The sequence below is a fragment of the Escherichia sp. WS2035 genome, from assembly GCF_046487065.1.
GTDB lineage: Bacteria > Pseudomonadota > Gammaproteobacteria > Enterobacterales > Enterobacteriaceae > Escherichia > Escherichia coli.
In genome coordinates, this window is the sequence record NZ_JBJQKD010000007.1 from 50,623 (window position 1) to 75,803 (window position 25,181).

Below are 25,181 nucleotides of genomic sequence, written 5' to 3' on the forward strand. Positions count from 1 at the left end.
CTATGCTAATTTAATACGGCACATGCAGGTAGATTTGTTGGTTGTGGTATCGCAATCAGTGTTAACAAGGTCGGGAGTATTCGCCCTCTGACTGCCGTCAAGTCATCTTGGCGTCACCGTTAAATGCGTAAGAGTACCTGCATGTGCATTAACATAATCAATAATGGAATTTACTGTTATGTTTAAACCTACCTATCTGGCAAGGCTGCAGGCTTGTTGTAACAAATTTGAACTGGCTGATTTGCTTCAGATTAAAGTTACATTTCTGACTAATGTTTTGTATAGAATAAGGCCAGAAAATCAATACAAAAAATTTACTATAAAGAAAAAGTCTGGAGGAGAGCGGGAGATCTTTGCTCCTGATGAAAAACTGAAAGATATTCAACAACGACTTTCTGAACTTCTATATATATGCCAGGAAGAAATTTGGGCAAAAAATAATATTAAACAAAATGTATCACATGGTTTTGAGAAGAATAAAACTATAATTACAAATGCTGAGAGGCATCGAGATAAAAATATTGTATTTAATATTGATATTGAGAATTTCTTCCCATCCTTTAATTTTGGTCGCGTGCGAGGATATTTTATTGCAAACCAAAATTTCAAGTTACATCCAAATGTTGCAACCATTATTGCGCAGATAGCCTGCCTGGATGGATCGCTTCCGCAAGGAAGCCCTTGTTCTCCAGTAATAACTAATCTTATTTGTAGGATTTTAGATTTCAGATTATCAAAGCTAGCAGTCACATATGGTTGTAGTTACAGCCGCTATGCAGATGACATTACGTTTTCAACAAACAAAAAAAACATCCCTGATGCATTAGTTTCTAATGAGAAAGAAAACGAACCAGGTAAGATATTGGTAGAAGAAATTCATCGTGCAGGCTTCACTTTAAACCATAATAAAAACAGAGTGTCTAGGTGTACATCAAGACAGCAAGTTACAGGTTTAACTGTAAATAAAAAAATAAATGTAAGCAGAGAGTATATAAAGAATACAAGAGCGATGGCGCATTCTTTATACTTTGAAGGTTCGTATACACTTATTGAGAAAGATGGAAAACATAGAAAGGGCACCCTTAGTGAATTAGAAGGGCGATTTGCATTTATCGATATGCTTGATAAATATAATAATGTGGAAGCAAAGAAAAATGCGCGTCCTGAGAGATATGTGGTTAAAGGATTTGGGTTGGATTTTAAGCAGAGACTTAACTCCAGAGAGAAAGCATACAGCAAATTCCTATACTATAAAAATTTCTATGGAAATGAGCAAATAACAATCTTAACAGAAGGGAAAACTGACCCGGTTTATCTTAAGTGTGCAATTGATTCTTTGTTTTTGGATTACCCTCAGTTAGTTAGAGAGGAAAAAAACACAAAGAATAGAGTGTTAAAAGTTAATTTATTTAAAACCAATGACAAGAAAAAATATTTTCTCGATTTGTCTGGTGGAGCTGCAGACTATTCGAGGTTTTTCAGACGACATGGTTTACTTTGTAAAGCGTATGAAAAACAGCCTCCTAAAAATCCAGTGATAATTTTATTAGATAATGACACAGGGCCATCTGACTTCATAAATCAAATAATAAAGGATTATTCGCATCTACCAAAAAAAGCGGAGGATGTTAGAAAAGGGGCGTTTTATCACTTAGAGAGTAATTTATATGTTCTTTTTACTCCGTTATTACCAGGGGATAACTATTCTTCACTAGAGGATTTTTTTGAACCAAAAGTTTTGCAAATGAAGTATAATGGAAAAAGCTTCGATAAAAGCAATAATCATGACAGTTCTACTACATTTGGAAAAGATAGATTTGCTACTTATATAGTAAGGGAAAATAGAAAAACTATCGATTTTTCATTATTCAAACCCATACTTGATTCAATTATTGAAATCAAAAAACATTTTATCAATCTACACCCATCAAAGTGATGGTTATGAAAAGAGATAAAAATGCTGATGTCAAAAGAGGCTTATGCTCGGCACAGTGGAGTGAGCTGCCAAACTGTCGATGACTGGGTAGCCGGTGGGGCGGAAGTAGTTATGTCCCGTAGCAAGGTTAAGATTTGCTCTTGTGTGTGGGGAACCTTAGTCAATTACTTTCCTGGCGCACTGTGTTAGATTTTGTAAAATTTTAAAAGACTAAAGATTTAATATCACTTCTCCATGGAGGTTGTGGTGGTAGAGAAGATGAAACAAAATTCAAGTTCGACGCTTGGCGCGCTTTCTGCTCCTACAACGTGGCCGGGTGCGAACGCTCGGCTGCTTGGGTTAGGTGTAGGGCTTCCAATAGCCCCCTTGGATCGTCTGGCACAGTTTAGCGCCGCCGAATTTGAAAGGTTTACACTCGAATGGGCCTCTGAATACTTAGCTGGTCAGCAATATGTCAACGAAGTACAACAACGTGGCGGGGCAGGAGATAAAGGCAGAGATATTGTTGTATGGCTTGATCCATCTGATGCTGTTCCTCGAAGATGGCACTTATATCAATGCAAACATTATGATGCGAATTTAGGCCTTCCTAAGGCAGGCATCGAAGTTGCAAAAGTTATCTATTATACTTTCATCAAGGACTACACAGTACCTACACAATACCATTTTGTTACACATAAAGGGGTAACATCGCCATTCCAAGACCTCCTAGATGATCCAACTAAACTCAAAGAGAAAATGCTATCCGAGTGGGCAACTTTTTCAAAGCAAATTACATCGAAACATAGTGTTGACCTGACGCCTGAACTTGAAAAATATATTAAAGAGTTTGATTTTAGTATTTTTCATGCAAAACAGCCTATTGAGATACTTGCCGAACACAGTAAAACCTCTTTTCATCTTATGGTCTTTGGCGCACCATTAATTGAGCGGGATCCACCAACTAGGCCCCCATCATCTGTGGCTCCCATTGAAACTGTATATATTGAACAACTCTTTTCAGTTATCAGCGCTGATATCAAAACCAACGTGCGAGATTTAGTTGATTTTCAATCAAGTATCAGCCATGTAAAACTCTTTGAACGGTCCCGAATAACTTTTTATTGCTCGGAAGGGCTAAAGGAACTCGCTAGGGACCAAATGGCGAATCAAGAATTCTTTAATTCTTTACTTGTAGAGTTTGATGATGGTCTGTATCACTACACCTCTGACCTGACAGGGACTCCACTCCTTCGGTTAAAAAATACCGTCAAGGCCGCTCAGACCCTGCAACTTGGTGCGCACCCACTTGCCATTCACGTAACGAATAAGGATCGTGAAGGTATATGCCACCAACTAGCCAATACAAACTTGATTAATTGGTGCAATCCATGAGCGAAATGCAAGTATTTGAAGGAAACTTTGAGCAGAGACCTTTTAACACTCCGCTGGAGTATGGATTTCGTGCTCTGTTCATATTGGATGCAGCGGACAATGTAGCAATGGACCTACAAAGGATAGTTTCGTATGACTATCTTCTTGTGCATACCAGTGACGTACCTAGGGGGCCTAAAAGCCTTCATCCAGCAGTTCCTCACCGGGGAGCAGAGCTTCTTGTTAAGCGAAGCGCAATTCAGGCAGGGCTGCATTTAATGCTATCAAGAGAATTGATTAAGGTTGTCTTTGCTGCCGAAGGTATTTTGTATCAGGCTACCAATTTAACAGGAAGGTTTGTGCGGCTTTTGATGTCACAGTATTCAAAAGAGCTCGCAGAACGTGCCTCTTGGGTCACAAAGCAATTCTATGAATATACGGATGAAGAACTTGCTTCATATATATCTCAGAATGTGGGGCAATGGGGTTCTGAATTCGACCGATTGACCGCAATTGATCTACTGGATTTATAACATGCTTCGTATAAGAAAAATACTATTGCGCGGAAACAGCGTTCAAGACGCTTATGTTGATTTCTATAAGGGTGCGAATATTCTAGCAGGGGAATCTGATACTGGGAAAAGTTACCTTGTGAGTTGTCTTGACTACATTCTTGGTGCCGAAAAACTCAAAAAAAAGCTTAAAGAGGCCACCGATTACACCCATCTTTATGTTGAATTCGAAAATGATGAAGGGGGGGTGTTAACGCTCAAGCGCGGTCTTGAGGGGGGGAAATTAGAGGCACATGATGTCGCTATTCAAGACATCCATGGAGAAGGTAAAATAATTGCTCCTGTGCGTAAAGGAACGAGTAAGGGGCCAGATGTGACGTCCATACTTTTCCCTTTTGCGGGGATCAAAGAGGCGAAGCTTCGCAAGAATGCTCGTGGCGAAACGCAACGTTTCTCGATTCGAACGCTCGCTCCTATATTTTTGGTAGATGAAGTATCCATTATCGACGAATACTCGCCAGTAACGGGACGTTCCGGTTATGACGACACTGCTCGAAAACGCATGTTTTCATACATCCTTACCGGGCACGATGATGGTGGTGTTACCGTAGAGGAAAAGCCTGAAATTGTAAAAGCGAGGTTGATGGCGAAGCTTGAATTCATCCAGGATTTGATTCGACCACTTGATGAACGTTTCTCAATTTGTTCGCCCAAGTTTCCATTAACGAGCTCAGCAGATGATTTATCAGATCAATTGATTGCACAAGCAATTGATGAAGTTGAGAGGGCTGCAGCCGCTATTTCTGACTTGCTCGAGGGAATAAAAATGGAGACAGCGTTAACGTTAAAAATAGAATCTCAGTTAATGGGAGTATCTGAAATTCAATCGAGATATAGCCTATTAGAAGAACGTTACCATTCCGACCTGAAGCGGTTGGATTTTATTTCCGAAGGTTCTCACTATTTCACTTCACTTCAGGAAGTTCCTTGTTCCCTTTGTGGACAAAATTTACTACATCCACACAGTGAGAACGCTAAAAAATTAATGAACAGTAATGAAGTCCGACGTTCTTCTTTAGCTGAAGCTGCAAAAATTCATGGATACCTTGCAGGCCTGCAAAAAGCGATGAGTGATCTTGACCGAAGAAAAGAAGCTCTGAATATAGACAGATATAAGTCAAAAGAAAGCTTGGATGGAATGAAGAACCAGATCAAATATACTTTTGAGCCTCTTCTTACACTTTCCAAAGAAAGCCTAGATTTAGCTATTGAGCAGCGAGCTGAAAGAGACTCTGAGTTGAATGATCGACAGAGATGGTTTGAGTTACTAAAACATCAAAAGGATATAGAAATACTGCTGGAAAAGAGCAGTCAACCACGGCTCGAATGGGAGGGATTATCTACCCGTACGCTGGCCGAACTTTGTAGAGAAATTGAAACTGTTTTAAAAGACTGGAAATGGGGTGCCGAGCCTGACGTTTCATTTAATGAAAAAGAGTATGACATCATTGTTGATGGACAACCTCGGCAGTCTCACGGTAAAGGTGTTCGTGCCATTCTTTATTCAGCTTTCATCATTGGATTACTAAAATATTGTATTAAAAAAGGATACCCGCATCCTGGGCTAGTCGTGATTGATTCACCGCTGACAAGTTATAAGAAGAAAGCCGCTGCTACGGTATCGGGCTTCGATGAACCCATATCGGCTGGTATTGAGGAAGGCTTCTGGCATTCACTGACCCAATTGCCTGATACCTTACAAATCATAGTTATAGAGAATAAAGAACCGCCGGTATCAATCATGAATAAAGTTCATTACGAATGGTTTGCGGGTGAACATGCAATGGATGGAGAGCGCAGAGCCCTTATCCCGCTGCCCTCAAAAAATAGTGCTATTTTAATGAAGTAACTTAGGATGGGTAGCCATCAAATCGCAGTTATACGATTGGTGGGGTTTGTAAAAGCGGTAGTCTTGATTACCACTGCATTCATTCTACAAGCACATACTTCCCTAGGTTGCTGTAGTTATCCGATTACACGCCTTTTCTGAAAGCAGCCTCAGGGAGCCGGATAAAACCCGTTAAAAGTGGCTTGCCTATACTGCTGCGCGGCGCTGACGCTTTAGAGGCCCCAGGATTTAGGCAAATCAATGTAGTTAGCTCAGTAGCAGGTCATATCTGGGCTATAAATGGCATTACGTGACACTGAAAGAGCTTCCCAGTGGCATCGTATTTGGTGAGCCCCAACCTACAAGACGGGCGGGGATAGCCGTGATTGGCACCCACAGCAAGGCGATAAAGATGTTCAACGGAGCGGCTCAGCAGGTATGGGGATGGTAGGATTTAGTCTTCATATGCCTGTGGAATTAATCAACCCTCAGAGCCCGACACACCCGGCATTGCTTACGGTATAAGACTGATTGAGAAGGTGTTTGACGTTTTTGTATCCCAGTCTGTCGGTAAAGTAAACACAGTGATCAGTAACTGGTAGTACTGGAAGTGATTGCGGTCGTAATGCTGATTTTGCACGCTACGACAGGTATATTCTGTTTGGTATCTGTAGAGGTTGTGATGGCGCTGACCTTGCACATGCCAGGTACGTTAGACTTAATAATAAAGGGAGTATTAGCAGGAGGGATTTTTTCGGACTCAGTTGTATTGTGTGTAACGAGCCAACTAAATGTGATAATAGCTATAATGGTAAATATGATGATCTTTTTCATAGGGTTTCCTTTTGGAATAAAACATGAATTATTTCACCCAAAAGGAACCCGGATGTTATTCAGTGATTATAAACCTGTTACGTTTATATAAAACGGACCTTTACCCTCATCAGTTTTCTGAATCCGGTAGGTGATTGGTAGAGAATTTTGCAAATCTGGTTTTGTAAACGTTAAATCAGCAGCGCACTGATAAACATCCAGATCTGATTCATGGCTAATTGTTCTGACATTTTCTACAGAAATACGCACATCCTTATCCAGTTTCATCCCTTTCTCGATTGTCTTTCTTGCAATATCCCCGACCAGATTTTTTGCATCATCACTACTACATTTTGGCGTTTTCTCGCCGCAGCCAGCCAGCAAACCAGCAGCAATTAATACCAGAAGTATTGCTCTTTTCATCTGTAGTTCCTTCGTAAATTAATGATACTTTTATTTCTTATTAAATAGACCATCCATTGCGCCTGCCGCAGAAGCCCCGCAGTATCCCTCGCAACCACGTGTCATAATGCTGGCCTTACCGTTTGTCAGTTCACTAATTACTGCAACACACTCGCTGGCATTGTCATTCCAGACCCAGCGACGCTTCTGACTTTCTCCGGCAGCTATTTGCTGTGCTGTCCCCTCCATATTGCATACGCCCGAACCATCCCCCGTTGAGGCATTAATGTTGAATTCAGCGTTATTCTGTCCCGGATGCAGGGTTAGAACCGCTCCGGGTTTTACGTACTGCGCTGCTGCGACTGGTAGCGTTATGGCTGCCATGAATAAGGCCAACAGTTTTCTGTTCATTAATTAATTCCCTGTTAAGTGATACGGATGTTTTTGGTGATTTTCCCCAGTGCCAGCGGTCTGCGTTTTTCCACAAAGAAATAAACGACGTTGAATGCAGACTTGCGATGATTCCCTCGACCAAGAGAGGGCCAGTTGCGGAAGGATTCAATCTGTTCTTCTGAATAGGGTGTGTCAGAGAAATCAAACAGCACAAGCAAGGCTTTGCCGTCATGTTTCATCAATTTCTTTACTTCTGTACTGTTGACGGTCGCAGAGACATTGGAACGTGCCGCAGTTGGTTTACGTACTGCAAACTCAACGGCCACATCGTCAATGACAAAATCAATGTAACCGTGCCCGGATACAGTTCCTGGCAGTTTGCTTTTTACTTCCGGTGAGACGTTATCTGCAAACCAACCCAGCAAATAGCAACGTACCAGAGGCAGTAATTCCCGCTCGCTACATTCGTTCAGACGCAGGGTTTTGACGAACTCCCTGCGATAAAGAGAACTGAAAAAATACTCAAAGCATTCCGTTATTTCAGTGATGGTGGTTGCCATGGTTGCATCCTTTACCTGCTATTAGGTCCATTTTTAAGGGCATACCTTTCCGGCCATAATGTTTCCGGTGTCGTATCCAGAGCCCCGGCAATAATGCGCTCAGCTCTGGGATAATGACGCTCTAAGGCGTTATTTAATGTCCGTGGCGCAAGGCCGTGACTGCGTGACAGTAACGCCAGCGTTAACCCTCGCTTGTGAAGTGCTGCCACAATATCGGCACGATGCCAGTTCCCTGAACTTCCTTTGATTTGCTTTTTCTGCGATGCTGTTGAGTTACGCACAGTATTAACTCCATGGAATCAGTACATGGATATTAAATGCGAATAAAAGATACCTTTCAAGTTCTTTTGGTATCTATTTATTGGTTTTCATATTAACGCATTGATATCTGGTGAAATTTATATGAGCAGTAAGAGAACAGTTTCGGCTATACCTACTCATCCTGAAGCTTCTGTTGAAGAGGCTAAAGACTGGCTGACAGCAGAGGAATTCACTCATATTGAGGGGATGCCGGGCACTGCGCGTGGCGCCAGGATGCGCTTGGAAAAGCTGGCATCCCTGCACCCGGAAATACGTCGTAAAAGGACTGCCGGGAAAGGTGTGGTTTACCATATTAGCGCAGCCACAATGTCGCTTGATGATGAGAGAAACAGGGCTAAGGGCGAAGCGTTTACTCTCAACGACAGTGATCGCCAGCTAAGCCTCTGGGTGCAGCTGTATCGCAATATGTCGCCAGCTTCGCGGGCGCAACTGATGGAGCAGGCCCTCAGGCTGGTAAAGGACGATCTGATGTCTCAGGGGCCCAATGTTTCTGAACTGGCGGTACAAATCATGAAGCTGCCCGAAGATGAGCGTAAGCGCCTCTTTGAAAAGCTGAACGGGAAGGTGTGATAGCGTCAGTTTTCCGCCATGCCAGACAGAAGGAACCACCCCGGAATCCTGACCTGTCTGACATGGCAGAATGGAAAGTATGCCATCACTTAATAATGAATAAAAACCTATTGCCAGTTATTTCATTGCTGAACCACATATTAGTTTCTCTTTGTTACTATTTGCATAAAAAGTATATTTTTGATATAATAATATTGCTGGTGAACTATATTTTACCCAGTCAGTACGTTGTCATGCACTTACCATTTATTAGGTGATTAAACCCCACCTGTGCTGGTGCAGACATAACGTCTTATCAGAATATATTGAACAGGAAAATCACTGATGAATATTGTCCATCAGGAAGGGCTAGCTATGCCCGTCGATCAGGAATTAATAAATATCATATTAAATGAAGCGGGAAATCCACCGCCGCATAAAGCCAAAATTACAGCCGTCAGTCTGTTATTTAAAGACCTGAGTTACAGCGCTGAAAAGGGTGGTTACCATCCTGTCGAAATACGGATTATTTCACGCAATGATGAATGGTATTTTGATTACATTACCGACTTCAGTTATATGGGGACGGTATACCCCGAACTTGAAAAGGAAATTGATATCAGCTGGAGTCAGCAATATGTCTTTCTTGCTTATGTTGGTGACCTGCCTGTTAACGCCGGAAGGGAGCTGTTTGAACTCTGGCAATCCAACTTTATTCAGTATCACGGCATGAACATCTACACCATTACCGTTCTCTGGGAAAGCTAATCCCCCTGTACTAACCATCACTAATTTATGGGGAATTATCTGTGACGACTGACAGAGGGATACGTGCGTCTCAACAGGGCGAACTGGACTGTCTTTGCGGTGCTTATTGCGTGGTTAACATGCTGAGCTGGCTGTATGACGGCAGGGTGAAACGACGCCCGTTAATGAACTGGCTTATTCAGACTTATCAGCAGCGCTGGCCTTTGCATGAATGGCTGACTGAAGGAATTGAAGAAGACCACTTAGACTGGTTAATAGCTCAGGTGTTGCAGAAAGGGCATTACCGCCGCCAGTTCCCGGTTGAAATCACCAGACCCTTTGCAGGGAAGCGGGGGTTAACAGACGGGCGGCTGTTCAGGGAAATGCAGCGGTTTCTTGACGTCACTGACCACTCTCGCCTGATTATGCTCAGCGACCAGTTTCACTGGTCCCTTCTGGTCAAAATGGACGAAGAAATGCTCTGCTTCTTCGACAGCAACGGGCGAACCACCATGCCCCGTAAAGCTTTCTCCCTGCGTACTGGCGTAACCCGCCGCCAGCTGTTTCCAGACGCCATTTACTTCATTGAACGGGAGTTCTGACATGACCATGTTTACCCAGCGTGAAACCCGTATCCTTGACCAGGCGCGTGACATTATTAGCCGGTACTACCAGCGTGGGGTTCAACTCTGTTCCCCTGATGATGTTCGACGGTGCGTGATGGTTGAGCTGGCACCGCTTGAACATGAAGAGTTTGGCATCATCCTACTCGATAATCATAATCAGCTGCTGCACCGCGAAATCCTGTTCAGGGGTACGCTAAACTCGGTCAGCGTTCACCCCCGTGAAGTTATTAAGCGTGTGCTGAAACATAACGCCGCCGCCGTCATCCTTGTCCATAATCACCCCAGCGGCGAGCCTGAACCCAGCCGGTGTGACATCCAGTTGACCAAAAAGCTTCAGGAGCTGCTGGAAATACTGGATGTGCGGTTACTTGATCACTTTATCGTGGCAGGAACTGAAACGGTGTCGATGGCTGAGCGAGGACTGGTGTGATGCTGAAAGTTACTTGGTTTAATGTACGTTATTGCGGGTTACGCGCATGAGCAGGACAGCGTTGCGTCAGGTCGTGCCGGTGGTGCAAACCACCGTGTTCGATGCGTATATTGTCGGTCTGGCCCCCTCGGGACGGCGAGGTATCACCAGCCTGTTAAACCGCAGCGCCAGCATACTTAAACACGGTGCGGATGCAGCAGACTATCCGTGGGAACAACTTAACTACGCCGCCGTTGCCAAAGTGCGCGCGGCACTGCTGGATGACGGTTACGCCGTGTCATCGGTCAACATGGCGCTGTCAGCACTCCGGGGCGTAGCGCAGACGGCCTTTAACCTCAATTACATGGATGCCGAAACGCTGGCACGTATCCGGTCAGTTAAGCGCGTGAGCGGCGATGTCCAGCGCAAGGGAAGGGCGCTGGGCAGGCAGGAAATCCGGGTACTGATTCAGGCTGCAAAACAGCATCCGCAATCTGTACGGCGCTGTCGCGATGTCGCCATTGTGCTGATGCTTTGCGGAACGGGCCTGCGGGCCGGGGAACTGGTTAAACTTGAGCGCCGGGACTATGACAACGGCATCCTGACGGTGAGGCAAGGGAAGGGGCGTAAATACCGTGAAATTCACGTGGCGGATGCGGTGGACAAGGCTATTCGTGCGTGGCTGAAAGTTGGCGCAGACGAGGCTGACAGTGCGTTGTTTAGGCGAATTCAGCGCAGTGGTAAGGTCGCAAGCCAACCGCTGACTACGACCGGGTTAACGGGTATCCTGGCTGAGTTACAGCAAACGGCAGGTATAGCACGTTTTACCCCGCATGATATGCGGCGCACCTTCATCACCCGTTTGCTGGAGCAGGGCGTGGATATCAATACCGTCCGCCAGTTGGCAGGCCACAGCGACATATCCACGACGACGCGCTATGACTGTCGTGGTGATACTATGAAGATCAGTGCCAGCAAGCGCATCAGATGTTTTTAGCAGTTGAGGCGTTGCCAGACTCGGTTTCAGTTTCATCTTCAGCACTCAACCGCGCGTACTTTTGATTCTGGATGTTAATTTGTGCATTGATATTTTCAGGCTGAAGCATCCACGCAACATCCTCACGCGCCCATTCTTTACCGTCAGAGAGTCGTTTTAACCGGGGTTTCCATATTCCATACTCATTAAGTTTTTCTGCTACCGAAGCATATTTCTCACGATCTGACTCCCCCGTATGAAGCTTGTCAAAACGACCTTTTACAAGCTGGTAAACAGTATAGATTTCCAGTGCCTTAGGGGACCTGGCCGGGACTATCATGGGGTGTTCCTCCGGCCTATAAATCCCGTTTGGCTCTCCCTCATTGAGCAGGTCATTAAACATGTGGTTCACGCAGGCACTCAGCACATCTGCCGCTTTCTCCGCAGCGAATTTATCCGGGCTAAAACCCGCTCCCGTCAGTTTCCGGGCAATCAGTGCCAGTTTTTGCCGGGTATCCCGTCCCAGATAAAGCTTCTTCTCCAGAAATTCAAAGACCTCGTTACTGCTTTTCCGTTCCCGGTGGCATCTGGCGTCAGCCTTGTTGCTTTGGTTACCAATCATAGTCACCTCCATGACAGTGTTTTGTACAAAATATCACCATTGAGCCTCAGTGAAAATTGCTTCTTTATATGACCGTTCTGGAGACAGAAATAGATGATCTCGAATGACATCCACATTAAAGATGCCCTTAACGTGCTCAACGAAGGCATCGTTGAGTGAATCCTTGCGTTTTTTGGTGGTTGTAAATAACCCGCTCCTGAAACAGCTCAAAGGAGCACAAGCATGAACACCAACCGTATTTTGCGTAAAAAAGAGGTACTTCATCTGACGGGGAACTCGTCAGCGACGTTGTACCGACTCATCTCGAAAGGATTCTTTCCTTTGTCAAAGAGGCTAACGGGCGACAATGGCCGGGCGGTAGGCTGGCTGGAGAGTGATATCAATAACTGGGTTAACAGCCGTATGCAGGCGGGAGAATGAAATGAAAGAGATAAAATCGAAAACCAGTTCTGCGAAAAAAACGCTGGTTCCTTGGTTCGAAACTATGGGGAAACAGGTTGGTTTATCACAAGAAACGATATCAGCAGTGTTAAAGGAGCAGCGTTTACGGATACGTAAGCTTAACTACGCATCTGCATATACAGTGTCCAATATTCTCATACAGGATTGCGGCGGGGCCGATGACATGTGGAGCAACTACGCTAAACTGGCGCTTATCCTTGAGCGTTGTAAATACATTCCCTGCGGGAGCAGGGCCTGTGCATATTGTTCTACCGCTCAGCAATTACATTATCAGGGGGTGGATGTAACCGGGGAATACGCTTTATATCAGTTGCCTGAGTTATTTTTAGATTTTTTAGAAACAAACGACAAAAATTCCTCTTATCATTGGGATTACAATAAGTTAGTTGAGCGGCATGAAGATGCTCAGGCGAGGTCATTCGGGTAATAGCCATTTCTGTATGGTGAAAAACTGACATATTACCCTGCCACTGCATTTTGGTGGCAGGGTAATCAATACAGCTAGGAATATTAAATGAACGATTCTTATTACTTCAGAACATCTGACCCGGATTACATTCGTCACGCACCGTCAATGCTTGAGATTTTAAGTAAAGCATTCCCCACTATTATTACCCAGCAGGAAAGTGAGTATGAACTGCAGCGTCTTAACCATTTACTAAATAAACTGAAAGGCAGCAATCGCTGCTACAACATCATTGCTCAAAAACTAAGGCAGTGCAGAAACGGATCTCCATGCAACAGTCTTATATGCCCGCATTGCCAGCGGGAACGCATTCTGGCGCAACTGGCTATGTTGCATGTCTTGCCGGGGAATTCAGCAGAATACGTGGGAGTGGTCCTGTTTTTCAACAAGGATACGCAAACTCCGCCGCCATGGAAGAACATTGGGGCGCTCAGGGCGCAAATCGGTCGTTATAAGCAGAGGATAAGCCGGGTACTTAACCGCCTGGGGTACGCCGGTCCGGCCACAGGCACCTTCAGTATGATGCGACATATGCCTGATGGCCCAGAAGAGCGTATTTTCTGGGTTCCACAGTTGTGTTTGTTCCTGCCCAATGACAGTACGTTGATTAAGGGGCTAAAAGCGCATATGTCGCGAAGTGGTGGGGCATTCATTGATGCATCGACGCTTAACACACCAGTGATCGTGCTCAGGTATAAAGATCCCGCGAGACTGATTTCATGCGCCCTGAATCCAGTCTGGCACACAGCAGATTACACACTGACTGATAAAGACGCTCTTGTTAAGTCAAGAATGGAGCTACTGAAAGGCCGGACACTGTTAAAAAGTCTGCTTACCCTGGACTCACTCGGAACAGGTGTCGTTTCTTTTTCGTTTGGGCAACCCCCAGGGAAAGTGCACTGATTTACCGGTAATGCAGCAACTGCAATGCACTTTTGCTGTTGATTAAATTGCAGTGGAACGACGAATAACAGCGGCAACCACTGCATTTTCGTTGTTGTAAAACTGCAAAGCTTGCCAGTGATTTTGATGGCGCTGATGCACTTTAACATTCCAACTGTCTCGATTTTAACGCAACCGTCTGTTTTCTGCAGGGGCTCACGGATGCCTCTGCACACCCGATCCTTACCATCAACTGACGAGTTAGCGCATCTGTGAGGGCTTTCTGTGTTTCTGTCAGTGAATATTCTACACACAATGGGGGGAGCGGTCAGCGAGCACCATTGCCATTGAGCGCAACGGAGAGCTTGGGGACATGCAGCACTACGGAGGCTTCATCTCCTTCTCATGTCATTAAACGATACGGCGAACGAGCGCAGCGAGTGAGGGAAGGCGTCAGCCTGAACAGGGGGAAAGATTTGCGACCGGAGTGGAGCAAATCATGGGCGGAGCCCATCCTCGCGACTGGGGTTTTGACTTTCGAATTGCCCAGCGTTGAGTTTGGTTAATGTAGTGAGACGAGGATGCTGAGAGGGGACCGTGAGTACTGAAAAGGATTATCCAGTGAAGATCCCTAAGTGGGTTTATGACCGTATTACTGAAATAACGGATTATGTCGTGGGGGATACGCAATGGGCTGTTACCCGGCGGCAGACAGTACGGTGGTTCCTGGCTCACATATGGCTGGAAACAGACGATGATGGCTGGACTATATGCACTGTCCGGGATATCCGTAGCAGCTATGCCAGTCTCCTGGGACAGTGTGAAATTAGTTACCAGGGGGAGTGCTTTATGTCCACGCTAACTGATTTCCTGCCGACACTTTCGGATATTGAATTTCGTGCAGGAAAAGCGAGCAAAGACCCGGAAAAGCGTAGAGCCAGTGCATGGCGGTTCAACCCCCTGCTGCCTGTGTGTGATGAGTCTGCCAGGGGTAAGTTAAATCTGGTTGACTTGGATACTGGTGAGTCTGTTAGTTTTAGAGCTCTGCTTCAGGGGAACGGGAAAGCTCCTGGGCATGCGATAGATGTAGAGAAACGCCAGACGGCCCTAAAACAAACGGAAAAGGACTTCTTGGCCAAAGTTGGGCGGGGGCGCATGAGTATACAGTTTGTGAAGGAATTGCGTAGCCGTGAGCCGGATCACTATTACCGCGCAGGAATACGCAGCCTTAACCATCTCTACAATGGCAGGATTGAGGGACAATATGTCACTTACGACCATCATTATCGTCTGACGTTTGGAGGGCGGTATTATGATCAAGCTTTCCAGAATCTGCCCAATGAGTTCAAAGCTAAATTTCGGACCGGGTTACTCAACTATGACATCGAAGCGTGCAATCTGGCCTGTCTGAACCATCTGTTCAGACAGTATGACGTCGATTATCGTGTGAAGTCATCGATATATAAAACCATGATGGAACATACCGGGCTGACCCGTAAACAGTGCAAACAGATGGTCCATACCACCACCTACAGAATTGGGCGTGTGACTATTGGTGTTAATGATGGCCTTGGGGCAAAAGTGTATGGATGGTGCGGTAACAGCAAAAAAAAGGCGCTAAAGATTTTGCGTTGGTGGAACCGTTATATCAGTCCATTGAAATCTGCGCTTGAGTCATTGCTGGAACGTGTGCATGGCGCACACCGCAAGAGTTGTTCATCACCGCGTAACTATCACAGGTACGCTAATGAAGTCGGATTAATACTGGATCTTAATAGTGAGGTGTATCAGCGTGAAAAGACTCACCATCATCAATATGCGCGGAATAAGGCACTGTTGGCGTTTATGATCTGTGGTGTGGAGCAGGCGTATATCCGTGAGGTTGTCAGTATGAACCCTGGTCGTGTCTGCATGCTGGATCATGATGGGGTAGTGGCAACGGGCGCGCTTTCACTACCGGACTGGCGTGGTTTCACGATGAAAGTGAAGGACTAGCTTACTTTCTTGAATTTAACTATCTGCGATCTCTGATAAGGGCGTATTACGTTGTCAATCATAATGGGATATGCGCATTGGAACGATGTGCATATCCAGTAAGTGATCCATGTCCGCTTTGAGCTGTGAGTTCAACGGGTCGATGCAACGCTGTCCCTAATCAAGGGGGACGTTGCCATGAAACGAAGAACTCGTATTAACTACACGCCAGAGCAAAAGGTGATTATTTGGGACAGATATAAGCAAGGTGATTCCCTGCATGATATCCCCCAGAATGTTCGACAGATTTCACTCTACTATCATGCCTACAATCCACCAGGCCGGTGGCTACCGTCCTCCCGTGCGAAAGCGGCACCGGTTAGCGTTTTCGCTTGATGAAAAAGAGGAGATATCCAGAGGACTGGTAGCAAAACGCATCATCAGGGACATCGCTGCTAAATTATCAATAGCTCCCTCAACGATTAGCCGCGAGATCAGGAGGCACGGCGGTGCAAAACAATACCGTGCAGCAAAAGCCGATCCTGCTGCGTGGGAAAATGCTCTGAGACCAAAACCTTGCAAGCTAATTGAAAGCCCCACATTGTGTAAAATCATTGCAGAGAAGATGCATCAGGACTGGTCGCCGGAACAAATTGGCGGTTGGCTAAAACGCTGTTATCCCGATAATCAGGAAATGCATGTGTCACATGAAATGATTTATAAAACGCTTTTTATACCAACCCGGGGAGCTTTAAAAAAAGAGCTGCAGCAATGCCTCAGAAGCGGAAGAGTAGTGCGTAGATCCAAAACCTCATCACTTAAAGTAAACAGAGATACATTCTGGTCACGAATGCCCGGTTGTTCGTGCTTTGCGTTTTAATCGCATTTTACAGTTTCTGCCTGCGTGCAGAGGTTGATGGTATTTTCTGAAAAAGCGGCTCGCTTTGCTAATGCATATGGCACAAATACAACAGTTTGTGTCATTCTGACCCATCTTTATACCGCGACGGTGGAAACATGGATGAGCTGCTAACCCTTGGCTGCATTGCTTTATTCTTCGCACTGGTGGTGGTTCCCATCCTCGCGATTATCGCGCTCAGCCGCAGCACGGCTGTTCGTTCTGAGCTGGCGACCCTGCGTCGCCGGGTGGAGGTGCTTGAGCAGCGCGGTGTGACTGAAGCACCCGCCACAGTGGTAACAACTGTGCCGCAGAGTGTTTCGCAGATGGTTGTGCCTGTTGAAACGTCTTCGCCTGCGGTTAACATCGTGCTGTCGGAGCCTGTGGCTGATGTCACGCCTGAGTCCGTTGACCCCTGGCGTCCACAACCGAAGCCGCAAAACGAGGCGCTACCCACACCAGCGGTCGAACAATCTTCCGCTTTTGGTGGGGTGATGTCGTCCCTGGTGCGCTGGTTTATGCAGGGCAACCCGCTGGCAAAGCTGGGTATTCTGCTTCTCTTCCTTGGCTTCTCCTTCCTGCTGCGTTATACGGTTGAACACTCCCTGTTCCCGCTTGAGCTACGTCTGGTGGCGACTTCGCTGTTTGCGATTGCCCTGCTGGTAGTGGGCTGGCGATTGCGGCATAAACAGCTGGTTTATGCGCTGATCATACAGGGTGGAGCTACGGGGACGCTCTATCTCACCGTTTTTGGCGCATTCTGGCTCTGGCAGATGCTGCCGATGACGCTGGCGTTTGCATTACTGGTGGCGATTTGCGCGGCGAGCGTGGGACTGGCGATTATGCAAAAAGCGCTCAGCCTCGCGATGCTGGCAAGTATCGGTGGCTATCTGGCACCGCTGTTGCTTTCCACCGGCGGCGGTAGTCATGTGGCGCTCTTCTCTTTCTACCTTCTGCTTTCCGTCGGTATTCTCGCCATCAGCATCTGGCAACACTGGCGCGAGCTTAATCTGCTTGGCCTGTTATTTACCTTTGGTATCGGCGGTCTTTGGGGACTCGACGGCTATCGATCAGAGTATTACCTGAGCAGTCAGCTTTTCCTGATAGCCAATACGATCATTTTTGGTGTGCTGAGCGTGGCGCTATCGCTACGAGCACAGGAGAAAGGTAAGCAGATTATTGATGGCGTGCTGTTGTTTGCATCGCCGCTGGTCGGTTTTGGCATGCAGTACGCCATAACCCGGCATATGGAATATGGTCCGGCGCTTAGCGCGCTGGGTTACGGCGGTTTCTATCTGGCGTTAGCATGGCTTGCATTGCGTCGCTATCCCTCTTTGGGGAGGCCGCTGGTGCTGGCGGCGCTGGCGCTGGGTGGGGCATTTACCACGCTCGCTATCCCACTGGCGCTTTCGGCCCGCTGGACGGCGATGGCCTGGGCGCTGGAAGGTCTCGGCATCCTCTGGCTGGGCGTGCAACAGCAGCAGCGGCGTATGAGCTATAGCGGCACTGCGCTGCTGGTGCTGGCAGTGTGCAGCGCGCTGTGGGCGCAGATGAACGGGATGAGCGCGCTTTCTCTGGTGCTAATCTTTGCCGTACTCAGCCTCAGCTGGCTGGCTGCCGCCTGGCTGTGGCGCAATATTCAGTTGCAGGGTAGTTGGGTTCTGTTGGCTGGCGGTTTGATCTTCTGGATAATCGCGCTCATTGGGGCATCGCAACTGGTGCTGAAAAAGGACTCGCTGGTGCTGTCTGGCGTGCTGGCGTTAATGGCGATATCGGTCTGGGGCTGGCGGATTGTCTCTGGTCGTCTGGCCTGGTGGGAGCTGGATGTCAGCAAATGGTTGCTGTGGCCGACGATGCTGGTGATGCTGCTGTCTCAAATTTCACAACATGAGATTTTTGCTGCGGGCTGGCAGAATCTGGCCTGGTGTCTGGCGTTACCCGCTGCGGGGGCATTGCTCTGGCGTGATGCTGAGACGTTGCCGCCGCGCCTCTCCAGACTGGCGCACCTTTCACTCTTCTGGATGATTCTGCTCGCGCTGGCGGCGGAGCTATTCTGGTTTGCGCAAGATCTGCCATGGGGCATGGCGGCGTGGGGCTCCGGCCTGATGATGGCCGCGGGGGGCCTGCTCATCTTTCTCGTTCATGAGGCGGTTCATCGTCAGCTATGGCCATTCCGAAGCTGGCCCGCACTCTACGCTTCTCAGGCGATGATACCGGTAGCTGCGGTATTGGTTGTTCTGCTAGTACTGACGAATTTGCAGGATGGCGTAGTTTATCGCCAGACCTGGCTGCCGCTGGTGAATCCACTGGAGGAGGGGGCCGCTTTTGCGCTACTGGGACTCATTGTATTTTATCGCGTTTCGCAGCGCTTTTTCCCGGTGCAGATTTCGGTATGCCGTCCCTGGCCGCTCATTGCACTGCTGGCGCTTAGCTTCTGGTGGCTGAATGGCATCCTGCTGCGCGCATTGGCCTGGTACGGCGAAGTGCCCTGGAGCGCGGAAACACTGTGGCATTCGCGGCTGATTCAGACCTGTTTTGCCCTGTTCTGGATGCTGGCGGCATTAGTGGTGATGCTACGTGCGACCCGGCGTTGCTCACGTCGCGAATGGCTTTGTGGATCCGTATTGTTAGGGATTGTTATTGTGAAACTGATGTTGGTAGACAGTGCGCGTGGCGGCGGCCTGGCACGCGCGGTCACGTTTATCGGCGTGGCAATTCTGGTGCTAATCGTCGGGTATTTTTCACCGTTACCGCCCAAAGCGGGAGAAGAAAAATGAAATGGATGAAAGCGGTGTTATGCAGCGTGCTACTGAGTACTGCGGGCGCGGCGGTCAGCAGCGATGAAGTGAAGGAAGCGCCAACGGACTACGCAACAGGCGTCGCGCTGGAAACCACGGGGGCATTCGCCCTGGTATCGCATTTCGCTGCCGCAGGTGGTGTATCAGAGCACTGCATGGCCGGATTTGCGCGATGTGCGGGTTTTTAACCATCTGGGGGATATGGTGCCGTTTGCGCTGGTGGCGCAGAAAACCCAGACCGTTACGCCAGAGACAGTGGCTCTGCGTCTTTTCCCGCTTGATATGTCGCCGGTTCCGCCGCGTGATGAGGGTCAACGTAGTGGGGATGCTGTTGTTTTACGTTCAAAAAACGGTATTGAAATTCATTTGCAAAGCGATGATGTCACTGCGCTCGGGCAGAGCTATTTACTGACGTTGCCGGAAGAGAGGAAAGACTCTCTTTCACTGACGCAATTGCGTCTGAACTGGGGGACGCCGACGGGCAACTGGCAGGGGAAAGCCTCGGTTTATGTCAGCCGTGATTTACGCTACTGGCGACCCGTGCAGGAAGATGCGCCGTTAATGGATCTGACGCGGGATAGCGATCGTCTGAAAATGGACGCCATCAGCACCAACCTGACATTGTCACTTGAAGGAAATCGCTACCTGCTGGTGATCCTCAACTCGCAAAGCCCGGCACTGACGTTAAACAGCGTGAGCGCTATTGCTGACAGTAATGAGCCGGAGTCCGAACGTATTGTGATTGGCGCTCGGGCGGATAAGGTGTCGGATGATGAAGCCGTCTGGCGATGGACACAGCCGCAGCCCCTGACATCGTTGCGGATCGATCTGGAAAATGAAGGCGTTTTACCGGTGGAACTGGTCTGGCGCAGCGGCGAAAAAGAACCCTGGCAGTCACTGACAAAAACGGTGTTGTATCGCCTGGACGGGAAGCGTTCAGAAGATATTCGTCTTCCTGGCCAGTTAGTTGAGGCTGTTCGAATACGTACAATTAATGCGCGATTGCCGGAGGCATTGCCAGCATTGAGCGGTGCGCGCGACAGTTATCAACTGGTTTTTAACACGCAAGGCAAAGGTCCTTACATGCTGGCGTGGGGAAACCGGGCGGCGAAAAAGGCCGATGTTGGACTCGATATGTTGATCCCTGCGTCGCTGCGTAAAACGCAGGAGATAGATAATCTGCCGTGGGCTATACCGCAGGAGAGCGTAACTCTCGGCGGTGAATTGCGACTAACGGCGACGTCGGCAGCCGAACAACAAAGTCAGTGGAAAACGCTGCTGGTGTGGGGGGCGTTAATACTTGGCGTTGCCGTTCTGGCGTTTATGGCATGGCGAATCTGGCGAGAAGTTAAAAAGGACGGTGCGGCGTAAGCCATAAAAAAGCACAGTTGCATAGTTCACGGTGTTGATAAACTGTTACAACAGAGGCGTTTAAGCTGAGGCGGGGAAATAATCTATTTGTGAATAATATGTTACTTCACTGGGGCGTGAGTCATGGGAATGATTTTGATACCTGCGTTTTTTATTTTAGCCATCCTGATTATCGCTATCTTCATTTCAGTTAAGAATGGCCGTCACGTATCCGTTGTATGCCTTGTTGCCGTGGGTGAGATTTTCGTATTCCCATTCTATTTTACGGCCCTTAAGCGTTTCCGGAGCATCAAAACTTGGTAAAGATTTACCATGTTGACCCATTATGCGGCCCCTCTGGAGACCACTTTCAGGTATTTTCTCTACTGATATGTACACATGGAGAGATGTGATTGCAAATTCCCATCAGCATTACTACCAAAAGAATCAGACAGGAAGCAGCATAGTATTAATAAGAATATTTTCAAACATAAAGGATGATTATGAGTAACCCAGGCCCACTTGCAGCGTTAGTGTATGGTTTTATTTTGATAGTTTTGCTATCGGTATCTTTAATCCTTTATTCAATTGGACGTACCATAAAAAACGAGATTGGAAAAGGTATAGCATACGCGCTTACTGGTATTTTATTAATTCTGTCATTATTAGTTGGCGCTTTCATTTTGACGCTTCTTACATAAATTCCTCGAAAAATACGCTGACAGCATCAGCTAATGGACCCGACTCTCCGTTGAACGCATGCTCGCCTGCGGCACCTGTGCCATGGGCGTCCGCCGCTACGGGCAGGCATCAAGGTTCGCTTCACAACAGCGGACCTGCTGCTACAGCTATCCACTTCATAGCGCCAGGGCCGTTACAAAACGACACTCAATCGCGGTGTCATGGCCCCGAAGCTACTTATCATCGATGAAATAGGTTATCTGCCGTTCAGTCTGGAAGAAGCCAAGCTGTTCTTCCAGGTCATCGCTAAACGTTACGAGAGGAGCGCGATGATCCTGGACTCCAACCTGCCGTTCGGGCAGTGGGATCAGACGTTCGCCAGGGATGCAGCCCTGACATCGGCGATGCTGGACCGTATCTTACATCACTCACACGTAGTCCAGATAAAAGGAGAGAGCTATCGACTGAAGTAGAAACGAAAGGCCGGGGTTATACCTGAAGCTAATCCTGAGTAAACAAGGTGGATCAATATTAAACCGTTGGTGGTGACGGTTAGTGGATCACTTTATTACCCGTTGTTGACAGTAAACGCAGGAAGTCAGATGTGATGCGCCGAAAGCTGCTTTCGCACATGTTACAGGGACTGGAAAGCCGGGCTGTTTACGATTACGTTGCCAGTCATAAGGGCGTTTGCGCACTGGAGCACGATGGGTTTTTTTCATATAAAGAGGTCACTGACTGGTCCCATCCATATCTGTTGATTGAGAAAAAGCATTAAGGGGAGCCACTCAGTCAATTACAGCTTATCTCGGTTGATAAACAAGACGGGACATTTAGCACTTTCATGATATGCATAGCCGGCAGGTGATCTTAGCCTGCTTTCAGCGATGAACCACACAATATTCCCCTTTTGTTACTTTGATATGATTGCTCAAAATGGGTGGTAACACTGAGATCGTTGAAATGACTGCATGTTATATTGTTACTTTTGTTACCGTTGAAAACATCACGTTGGAGAGCTAAATGGATTGGCCAAAGGAGTACAGCAAGACGACTCAAGTGGAGTGACCACATTCCGGTAGACAGTTTCTGTCCTCACGGTGAGGCCTTTTCGAAGGCCTCCGGGCTGACGCCACCCAGATGACTGTGGCGCCGGGTCCGGTTGTAGAACACTTCAATGTAATCGAAGATATCCGCCCGGGCCATGTCCCGGGTTTTATATATCCGCTTTCTGATGCGCTCTTTTTTCAGTGAACTGAAGAACGATTCTGCCACCGCATTATCCCAGCAGTTGCCACGACGGCTCATACTCGGCGCCAGATTGTTGGCCCTGCAGAACCGCTGCCAGTCATCACTGCCATACTGACTGCCCTGATCGCTGTGCACTATGACGTTTTCTGCAGGCTTACGCCGCCAGACTGCCATCAGCAGCGCATCCAGTGCCAGCTCGCGCGACAGCGTTGGTTTCATCGACCAGCCCACCACATTACGGGCAAAAAGATCGATAACCACCGCCAGATACAGCCAACCCTGCCAGGTGCGGATGTAGGTAATATCAGTCACCCACACCTGGTTGGGTTTTACCATCGTAAATTCCCTCTGTACGCGATTAGGAGCTATCAGTGACGGCCTTCCCCTGACGCCACGCGGGACCTTATAGCCATGTACGGCCTGTATCCTGTTCCGCTTCATGATTCTGGCAACACGGTTTCTGCTGCATACTTCACCGATTTCACGAAGATCGCCGTGAACCCTGCGATAACCGTAGACTCCGCCGCTCAGTGCATAAGCATCGCGGATGAGCTCCAGCAACCGCTGATTATCCTTTTCTCCGGCAGAAACAGGGCGATGAAGCCAGACGTAAAATCCCGCACGGGCGACCTTCAGAACCCGACACATTGTTACGATCGACCAGATTTCACGGTGATCGTTGATGAAGCGGTACTTCAGTCGGGCTCCCTTGCAAAGTACCGCGCTGCCTTTTTCAGAATATCCCGTTCTTCCTCAGTACGTTTAAGCTGCGCTTTAAGCCTGAGAATCTCCGTCCGCGCATCCAGTAAATCCTGCGCCTGATGCCCGCTGTTATCCGGTCTGACTGACCGGACCCACTTATAAAGGCTGTGAGCCGATACGCCGAGGCGTTCAGAAACATCGGCAACGGAATAGCCCCGTTCAGTGACCTGACGGACAGCTTCTTCCTTAAACTCTGGGGTAAATCGTGGTGTGCCCATAGACTCCTCCTATGCTCAAACTATAGGGCAGATTTGTCTACGGGCTTGGGGGCACTCCAGAACCTTGAGGAATAAGTTCTATCCTCGTGGTTCACTTTGTGCAGCAAGTTCTACTTGAATCCTGCTACCCATTTGTCCAACATATCAGCCCATTCCTGCATCATCACTTTACGCTCATCAAGATAAGTTGCATGGTTGTATGTGCGACGAACATTGTTGGTATCAGCGTGCGCAAGTTGGGCCTCAATAGCATCAGGTCGATAGCCCAACTCGTTTAAACGGGTACTTCCTGTGGTCCGGGTTGCATGTGGGCTATATGTACCACTCCAGCCGAGGCTTTTAAGTAGCTGGCGCAGTGAGTGCGATGTCATTGGACCTAGCGGATTGTCTCTGCCCGGGAAAAGGTGCTGCCGATGCCCGGTTAATCCCTGTAGTGTTCTGAGCATTTTGACAGCTTGGAAGGGTAGGGGAATAACGTGTTCTCTGCGGGCTTTCATTCGCGCTGCCGGAATAGTCCATAGGGCGTTATCAAGATTGAATTCTGTCCATTCTGCTTCGGTGGCTTCTGCAGGACGCGCCAATGTCCACCACATAAGCCACATGCAATAGTTAACCTGATACGAGCCACGACTATTGTCAAAACAGCTTAGTAACTTTCCGATTTGTTGGGGATTTAGTGCCTGTTTGTGCTGTGTCTTATTAGCCGGAAGGGCCTTGCGCACAGGCCATACGGGATCGCTATCAGCTCTAAGCGTCGCGACTGCCAACTCAAAAACTGATGAAATGGTGCGACGGGCTTCAGCGGCAACTGTTGGTGCTCCTCGTTTAGCGGTTTCCTGAAGAATTTTAAGTATATGGTGTGGAGTGATCTCTCTGACAGGGAGCTTACCGATGGCGGGAAAAACCACACGTTCAAGCATATCCAGTCGCCGCGTTTTGGTAATTCCGGCCCAGTCTTTCATCTGCAACCATTCTTTAGCGATTAGCTCAAAGGTGTTGGATGCGTCGTTGACCTTGCGGATCTTATCTAACTGACGAGCCTGTGTTGGGCTAACTCCATCTGCGACTTGCTTACGCGCTTGCTCGCATTTCTCGCGAGCTTCGGCAAGTTTTACCGTCGGGTACTCACCCAGCGCAAACATGCTGGATTTACCGTTGAGTTTAAACCGATAGCGCCATGCCTTTTTACCATTGGGTTTCACTTCGAGGTAGAGACCATTGAAATCATTAAGTCGATAGAGTTTTTCTTTCGGCTTAGCAGTGCGGCATTGCGTATCAGTGAGCATAACGGGGCCTTGTTTATTTATTATACCGTTATTGTACTCACTTAAA

At 47.7% G+C, this 25,181-nt stretch carries 23 protein-coding genes and 3 pseudogenes; 18 read left to right on the plus strand and 8 right to left on the minus strand.

The features are described 5' to 3' along the window. The first annotated feature begins 178 nt into the window (after positions 1 to 178). The 4 genes from ACJHX4_RS13240 to ACJHX4_RS13255 all read left to right on the plus strand — a co-directional run bounded on the left by ACJHX4_RS13240 (position 179) and on the right by ACJHX4_RS13255 (position 5,710). The gene (locus ACJHX4_RS13240) at positions 179 to 1,936 is read left to right on the plus strand and encodes a retron Ec67 family RNA-directed DNA polymerase/endonuclease (protein WP_000476153.1); all 1,758 of its coding nucleotides are present in this window, start codon (positions 179 to 181) and stop codon (positions 1,934 to 1,936) included. Positions 1,937 to 2,194: 258 nt separating this feature from the next. Next, positions 2,195 to 3,310: an ABC-three component system protein gene (locus tag ACJHX4_RS13245; RefSeq protein WP_168876894.1), complete on the plus strand. Its 1,116-nt coding sequence runs from the start codon at positions 2,195 to 2,197 to the stop codon at positions 3,308 to 3,310. After that, entirely contained in the window at positions 3,307 to 3,822 is a 516-nt protein-coding gene (locus ACJHX4_RS13250) for an ABC-three component system middle component 2 (protein ID WP_001293316.1), read from the plus strand. The genes ACJHX4_RS13245 and ACJHX4_RS13250 overlap by 4 nt, the downstream gene beginning before the upstream one ends. A 1-nt stretch (position 3,823) precedes the next feature. Next, entirely contained in the window at positions 3,824 to 5,710 is a 1,887-nt protein-coding gene (locus ACJHX4_RS13255) for a hypothetical protein (RefSeq protein WP_000944508.1), read from the plus strand. 879 nt (positions 5,711 to 6,589) lie between these two features. Here the strand turns inward: ACJHX4_RS13255 and ACJHX4_RS13260 are convergent. Genes ACJHX4_RS13260 through ACJHX4_RS13275 form a run of 4 tightly spaced genes read right to left on the minus strand, consistent with a single transcriptional unit; the run spans position 6,590 to position 8,138 of the window. Further along, entirely contained in the window at positions 6,590 to 6,925 is a 336-nt protein-coding gene (locus ACJHX4_RS13260; RefSeq protein WP_000816505.1) for a hypothetical protein, read from the minus strand. Positions 6,926 to 6,955: 30 nt separating this feature from the next. Further along, the gene (locus tag ACJHX4_RS13265) at positions 6,956 to 7,315 is read right to left on the minus strand and encodes a hypothetical protein (RefSeq protein ID WP_001080418.1); all 360 of its coding nucleotides are present in this window, start codon (positions 7,313 to 7,315) and stop codon (positions 6,956 to 6,958) included. 14 nt (positions 7,316 to 7,329) lie between these two features. Continuing rightward, the gene (locus tag ACJHX4_RS13270) at positions 7,330 to 7,857 is read right to left on the minus strand and encodes a hypothetical protein (RefSeq protein WP_000246193.1); all 528 of its coding nucleotides are present in this window, start codon (positions 7,855 to 7,857) and stop codon (positions 7,330 to 7,332) included. Between the two features lie 11 nt (positions 7,858 to 7,868). Then, positions 7,869 to 8,138, minus strand: coding sequence for a transcriptional regulator (locus ACJHX4_RS13275; protein ID WP_001531625.1), 270 nt, complete (start codon positions 8,136 to 8,138; stop codon positions 7,869 to 7,871). A 121-nt stretch (positions 8,139 to 8,259) separates the two neighbouring features. Here ACJHX4_RS13275 and ACJHX4_RS13280 point away from each other — a divergent pair, with 121 nt between their 5' ends. The 5 genes from ACJHX4_RS13280 to ACJHX4_RS13300 all read left to right on the plus strand — a co-directional run bounded on the left by ACJHX4_RS13280 (position 8,260) and on the right by ACJHX4_RS13300 (position 11,506). Continuing rightward, entirely contained in the window at positions 8,260 to 8,748 is a 489-nt protein-coding gene (locus ACJHX4_RS13280; protein WP_000095786.1) for a hypothetical protein, read from the plus strand. 354 nt (positions 8,749 to 9,102) lie between these two features. Continuing rightward, positions 9,103 to 9,495, plus strand: a complete 393-nt coding sequence (locus ACJHX4_RS13285) for a DUF2787 family protein (protein WP_063270541.1) — start codon at positions 9,103 to 9,105, stop codon at positions 9,493 to 9,495. 119 nt (positions 9,496 to 9,614) lie between these two features. After that, positions 9,615 to 10,076: a hypothetical protein gene (locus tag ACJHX4_RS13290; protein ID WP_032143830.1), complete on the plus strand. Its 462-nt coding sequence runs from the start codon at positions 9,615 to 9,617 to the stop codon at positions 10,074 to 10,076. A gap of 1 nt (position 10,077) precedes the next feature. Next, on the plus strand, positions 10,078 to 10,530 hold the full coding sequence (radC, locus tag ACJHX4_RS13295; protein WP_000177770.1) for a RadC family protein: 453 nt from the start codon (positions 10,078 to 10,080) through the stop codon (positions 10,528 to 10,530). 46 nt (positions 10,531 to 10,576) lie between these two features. Further along, a complete protein-coding gene (locus ACJHX4_RS13300) occupies positions 10,577 to 11,506 on the plus strand; it encodes a tyrosine-type recombinase/integrase (protein ID WP_023141324.1) in 930 nt (309 codons plus the stop codon). Here the strand turns inward: ACJHX4_RS13300 and ACJHX4_RS13305 are convergent. Continuing rightward, positions 11,493 to 12,107, minus strand: coding sequence for a hypothetical protein (locus tag ACJHX4_RS13305; protein ID WP_000580009.1), 615 nt, complete (start codon positions 12,105 to 12,107; stop codon positions 11,493 to 11,495). The two genes, ACJHX4_RS13300 and ACJHX4_RS13305, sit on opposite strands and share 14 nt — an antisense overlap. Before the next feature lie 222 nt (positions 12,108 to 12,329). Between ACJHX4_RS13305 and ACJHX4_RS13310 the strand changes: the two genes are divergently transcribed. The 7 genes and pseudogenes from ACJHX4_RS13310 (at position 12,330) to ACJHX4_RS13340 (ending at position 20,958) form a co-directional block, all read left to right on the plus strand. After that, on the plus strand, positions 12,330 to 12,527 hold the full coding sequence (locus tag ACJHX4_RS13310) for a helix-turn-helix transcriptional regulator (RefSeq protein ID WP_001095671.1): 198 nt from the start codon (positions 12,330 to 12,332) through the stop codon (positions 12,525 to 12,527). Position 12,528: 1 nt separating this feature from the next. Continuing rightward, entirely contained in the window at positions 12,529 to 12,996 is a 468-nt protein-coding gene (locus ACJHX4_RS13315) for a hypothetical protein (RefSeq protein ID WP_000658784.1), read from the plus strand. 87 nt (positions 12,997 to 13,083) lie between these two features. Further along, positions 13,084 to 13,938, plus strand: a complete 855-nt coding sequence (locus tag ACJHX4_RS13320; protein ID WP_001000136.1) for a hypothetical protein — start codon at positions 13,084 to 13,086, stop codon at positions 13,936 to 13,938. Between the two features lie 828 nt (positions 13,939 to 14,766). After that, positions 14,767 to 15,912, plus strand: a complete 1,146-nt coding sequence (locus ACJHX4_RS13325; protein ID WP_033555205.1) for a hypothetical protein — start codon at positions 14,767 to 14,769, stop codon at positions 15,910 to 15,912. Between the two features lie 177 nt (positions 15,913 to 16,089). Beyond that, positions 16,090 to 16,714: pseudogene (locus ACJHX4_RS13330) on the plus strand (transposase); the annotation flags it as partial. Positions 16,715 to 16,908: 194 nt separating this feature from the next. Beyond that, positions 16,909 to 19,566, plus strand: a complete 2,658-nt coding sequence (locus tag ACJHX4_RS13335; protein ID WP_000343920.1) for a DUF2339 domain-containing protein — start codon at positions 16,909 to 16,911, stop codon at positions 19,564 to 19,566. Then, positions 19,563 to 20,958, plus strand: a pseudogene (locus ACJHX4_RS13340) (DUF3999 domain-containing protein). Before ACJHX4_RS13335 ends, ACJHX4_RS13340 begins: the two are co-directional and overlap by 4 nt. A 186-nt stretch (positions 20,959 to 21,144) precedes the next feature. On the opposite strand, the gene ACJHX4_RS13345 reads toward ACJHX4_RS13340, so the two are convergent. Further along, complete coding sequence (locus tag ACJHX4_RS13345) at positions 21,145 to 21,282, minus strand: hypothetical protein (protein WP_001296004.1); 138 nt, start codon at positions 21,280 to 21,282, stop codon at positions 21,145 to 21,147. Between the two features lie 158 nt (positions 21,283 to 21,440). On the opposite strand from ACJHX4_RS13345, the gene ACJHX4_RS13350 reads away from it, so the two are divergent. Then, positions 21,441 to 21,638 carry a hypothetical protein gene (locus tag ACJHX4_RS13350; RefSeq protein WP_001531630.1) on the plus strand — a complete coding sequence of 66 codons (198 nt, stop codon included), beginning with the start codon at positions 21,441 to 21,443 and terminating at the stop codon, positions 21,636 to 21,638. An 84-nt stretch (positions 21,639 to 21,722) separates the two neighbouring features. Further along, positions 21,723 to 22,091 (plus strand): annotated as a pseudogene (locus ACJHX4_RS13355) (ATP-binding protein); the annotation flags it as partial. A gap of 622 nt (positions 22,092 to 22,713) precedes the next feature. On the opposite strand, the gene ACJHX4_RS13360 reads toward ACJHX4_RS13355, so the two are convergent. Together ACJHX4_RS13360 and ACJHX4_RS13365 are read right to left on the minus strand one after the other, a co-directional pair. Beyond that, a protein-coding gene (locus ACJHX4_RS13360; protein ID WP_076611385.1) for an IS3-like element ISEc24 family transposase occupies positions 22,714 to 23,849 on the minus strand; the annotation gives its coding sequence in 2 pieces (ribosomal slippage) (positions 22,714 to 23,603 and positions 23,603 to 23,849; 1,137 coding nt in all). A 110-nt stretch (positions 23,850 to 23,959) separates the two neighbouring features. Then, positions 23,960 to 25,135, minus strand: a complete 1,176-nt coding sequence (locus ACJHX4_RS13365; RefSeq protein ID WP_000954595.1) for a tyrosine-type recombinase/integrase — start codon at positions 25,133 to 25,135, stop codon at positions 23,960 to 23,962. Positions 25,136 to 25,181 lie beyond the last annotated feature (46 nt).

Excerpts from the sequence above, each read along its gene's own strand:
- ACJHX4_RS13240 (WP_000476153.1), top strand. The coding sequence starts at position 179 with ATGTTTAAACCTACCTATCTGGCAAGGCTGCAGGCTTGTTGTAACAAA.
- ACJHX4_RS13245 (WP_168876894.1), top strand. The coding sequence starts at position 2,195 with ATGAAACAAAATTCAAGTTCGACGCTTGGCGCGCTTTCTGCTCCTACA.
- ACJHX4_RS13250 (WP_001293316.1), top strand. The coding sequence starts at position 3,307 with ATGAGCGAAATGCAAGTATTTGAAGGAAACTTTGAGCAGAGACCTTTT.
- ACJHX4_RS13255 (WP_000944508.1), top strand. The coding sequence starts at position 3,824 with ATGCTTCGTATAAGAAAAATACTATTGCGCGGAAACAGCGTTCAAGAC.
- ACJHX4_RS13260 (WP_000816505.1), bottom strand. The coding sequence starts at position 6,925 with ATGAAAAGAGCAATACTTCTGGTATTAATTGCTGCTGGTTTGCTGGCT.
- ACJHX4_RS13265 (WP_001080418.1), bottom strand. The coding sequence starts at position 7,315 with ATGAACAGAAAACTGTTGGCCTTATTCATGGCAGCCATAACGCTACCA.
- ACJHX4_RS13270 (WP_000246193.1), bottom strand. The coding sequence starts at position 7,857 with ATGGCAACCACCATCACTGAAATAACGGAATGCTTTGAGTATTTTTTC.
- ACJHX4_RS13280 (WP_000095786.1), top strand. The coding sequence starts at position 8,260 with ATGAGCAGTAAGAGAACAGTTTCGGCTATACCTACTCATCCTGAAGCT.
- ACJHX4_RS13285 (WP_063270541.1), top strand. The coding sequence starts at position 9,103 with ATGCCCGTCGATCAGGAATTAATAAATATCATATTAAATGAAGCGGGA.
- ACJHX4_RS13290 (WP_032143830.1), top strand. The coding sequence starts at position 9,615 with ATGCTGAGCTGGCTGTATGACGGCAGGGTGAAACGACGCCCGTTAATG.
- radC (WP_000177770.1), top strand. The coding sequence starts at position 10,078 with ATGACCATGTTTACCCAGCGTGAAACCCGTATCCTTGACCAGGCGCGT.
- ACJHX4_RS13300 (WP_023141324.1), top strand. The coding sequence starts at position 10,577 with ATGAGCAGGACAGCGTTGCGTCAGGTCGTGCCGGTGGTGCAAACCACC.
- ACJHX4_RS13305 (WP_000580009.1), bottom strand. The coding sequence starts at position 12,107 with ATGATTGGTAACCAAAGCAACAAGGCTGACGCCAGATGCCACCGGGAA.
- ACJHX4_RS13310 (WP_001095671.1), top strand. The coding sequence starts at position 12,330 with ATGAACACCAACCGTATTTTGCGTAAAAAAGAGGTACTTCATCTGACG.
- ACJHX4_RS13315 (WP_000658784.1), top strand. The coding sequence starts at position 12,529 with ATGAAAGAGATAAAATCGAAAACCAGTTCTGCGAAAAAAACGCTGGTT.
- ACJHX4_RS13320 (WP_001000136.1), top strand. The coding sequence starts at position 13,084 with ATGAACGATTCTTATTACTTCAGAACATCTGACCCGGATTACATTCGT.
- ACJHX4_RS13325 (WP_033555205.1), top strand. The coding sequence starts at position 14,767 with ATGTCCACGCTAACTGATTTCCTGCCGACACTTTCGGATATTGAATTT.
- ACJHX4_RS13335 (WP_000343920.1), top strand. The coding sequence starts at position 16,909 with ATGGATGAGCTGCTAACCCTTGGCTGCATTGCTTTATTCTTCGCACTG.
- ACJHX4_RS13345 (WP_001296004.1), bottom strand. The coding sequence starts at position 21,282 with ATGGGTCAACATGGTAAATCTTTACCAAGTTTTGATGCTCCGGAAACG.
- ACJHX4_RS13350 (WP_001531630.1), top strand. The coding sequence starts at position 21,441 with ATGAGTAACCCAGGCCCACTTGCAGCGTTAGTGTATGGTTTTATTTTG.
- ACJHX4_RS13365 (WP_000954595.1), bottom strand. The coding sequence starts at position 25,135 with ATGCTCACTGATACGCAATGCCGCACTGCTAAGCCGAAAGAAAAACTC.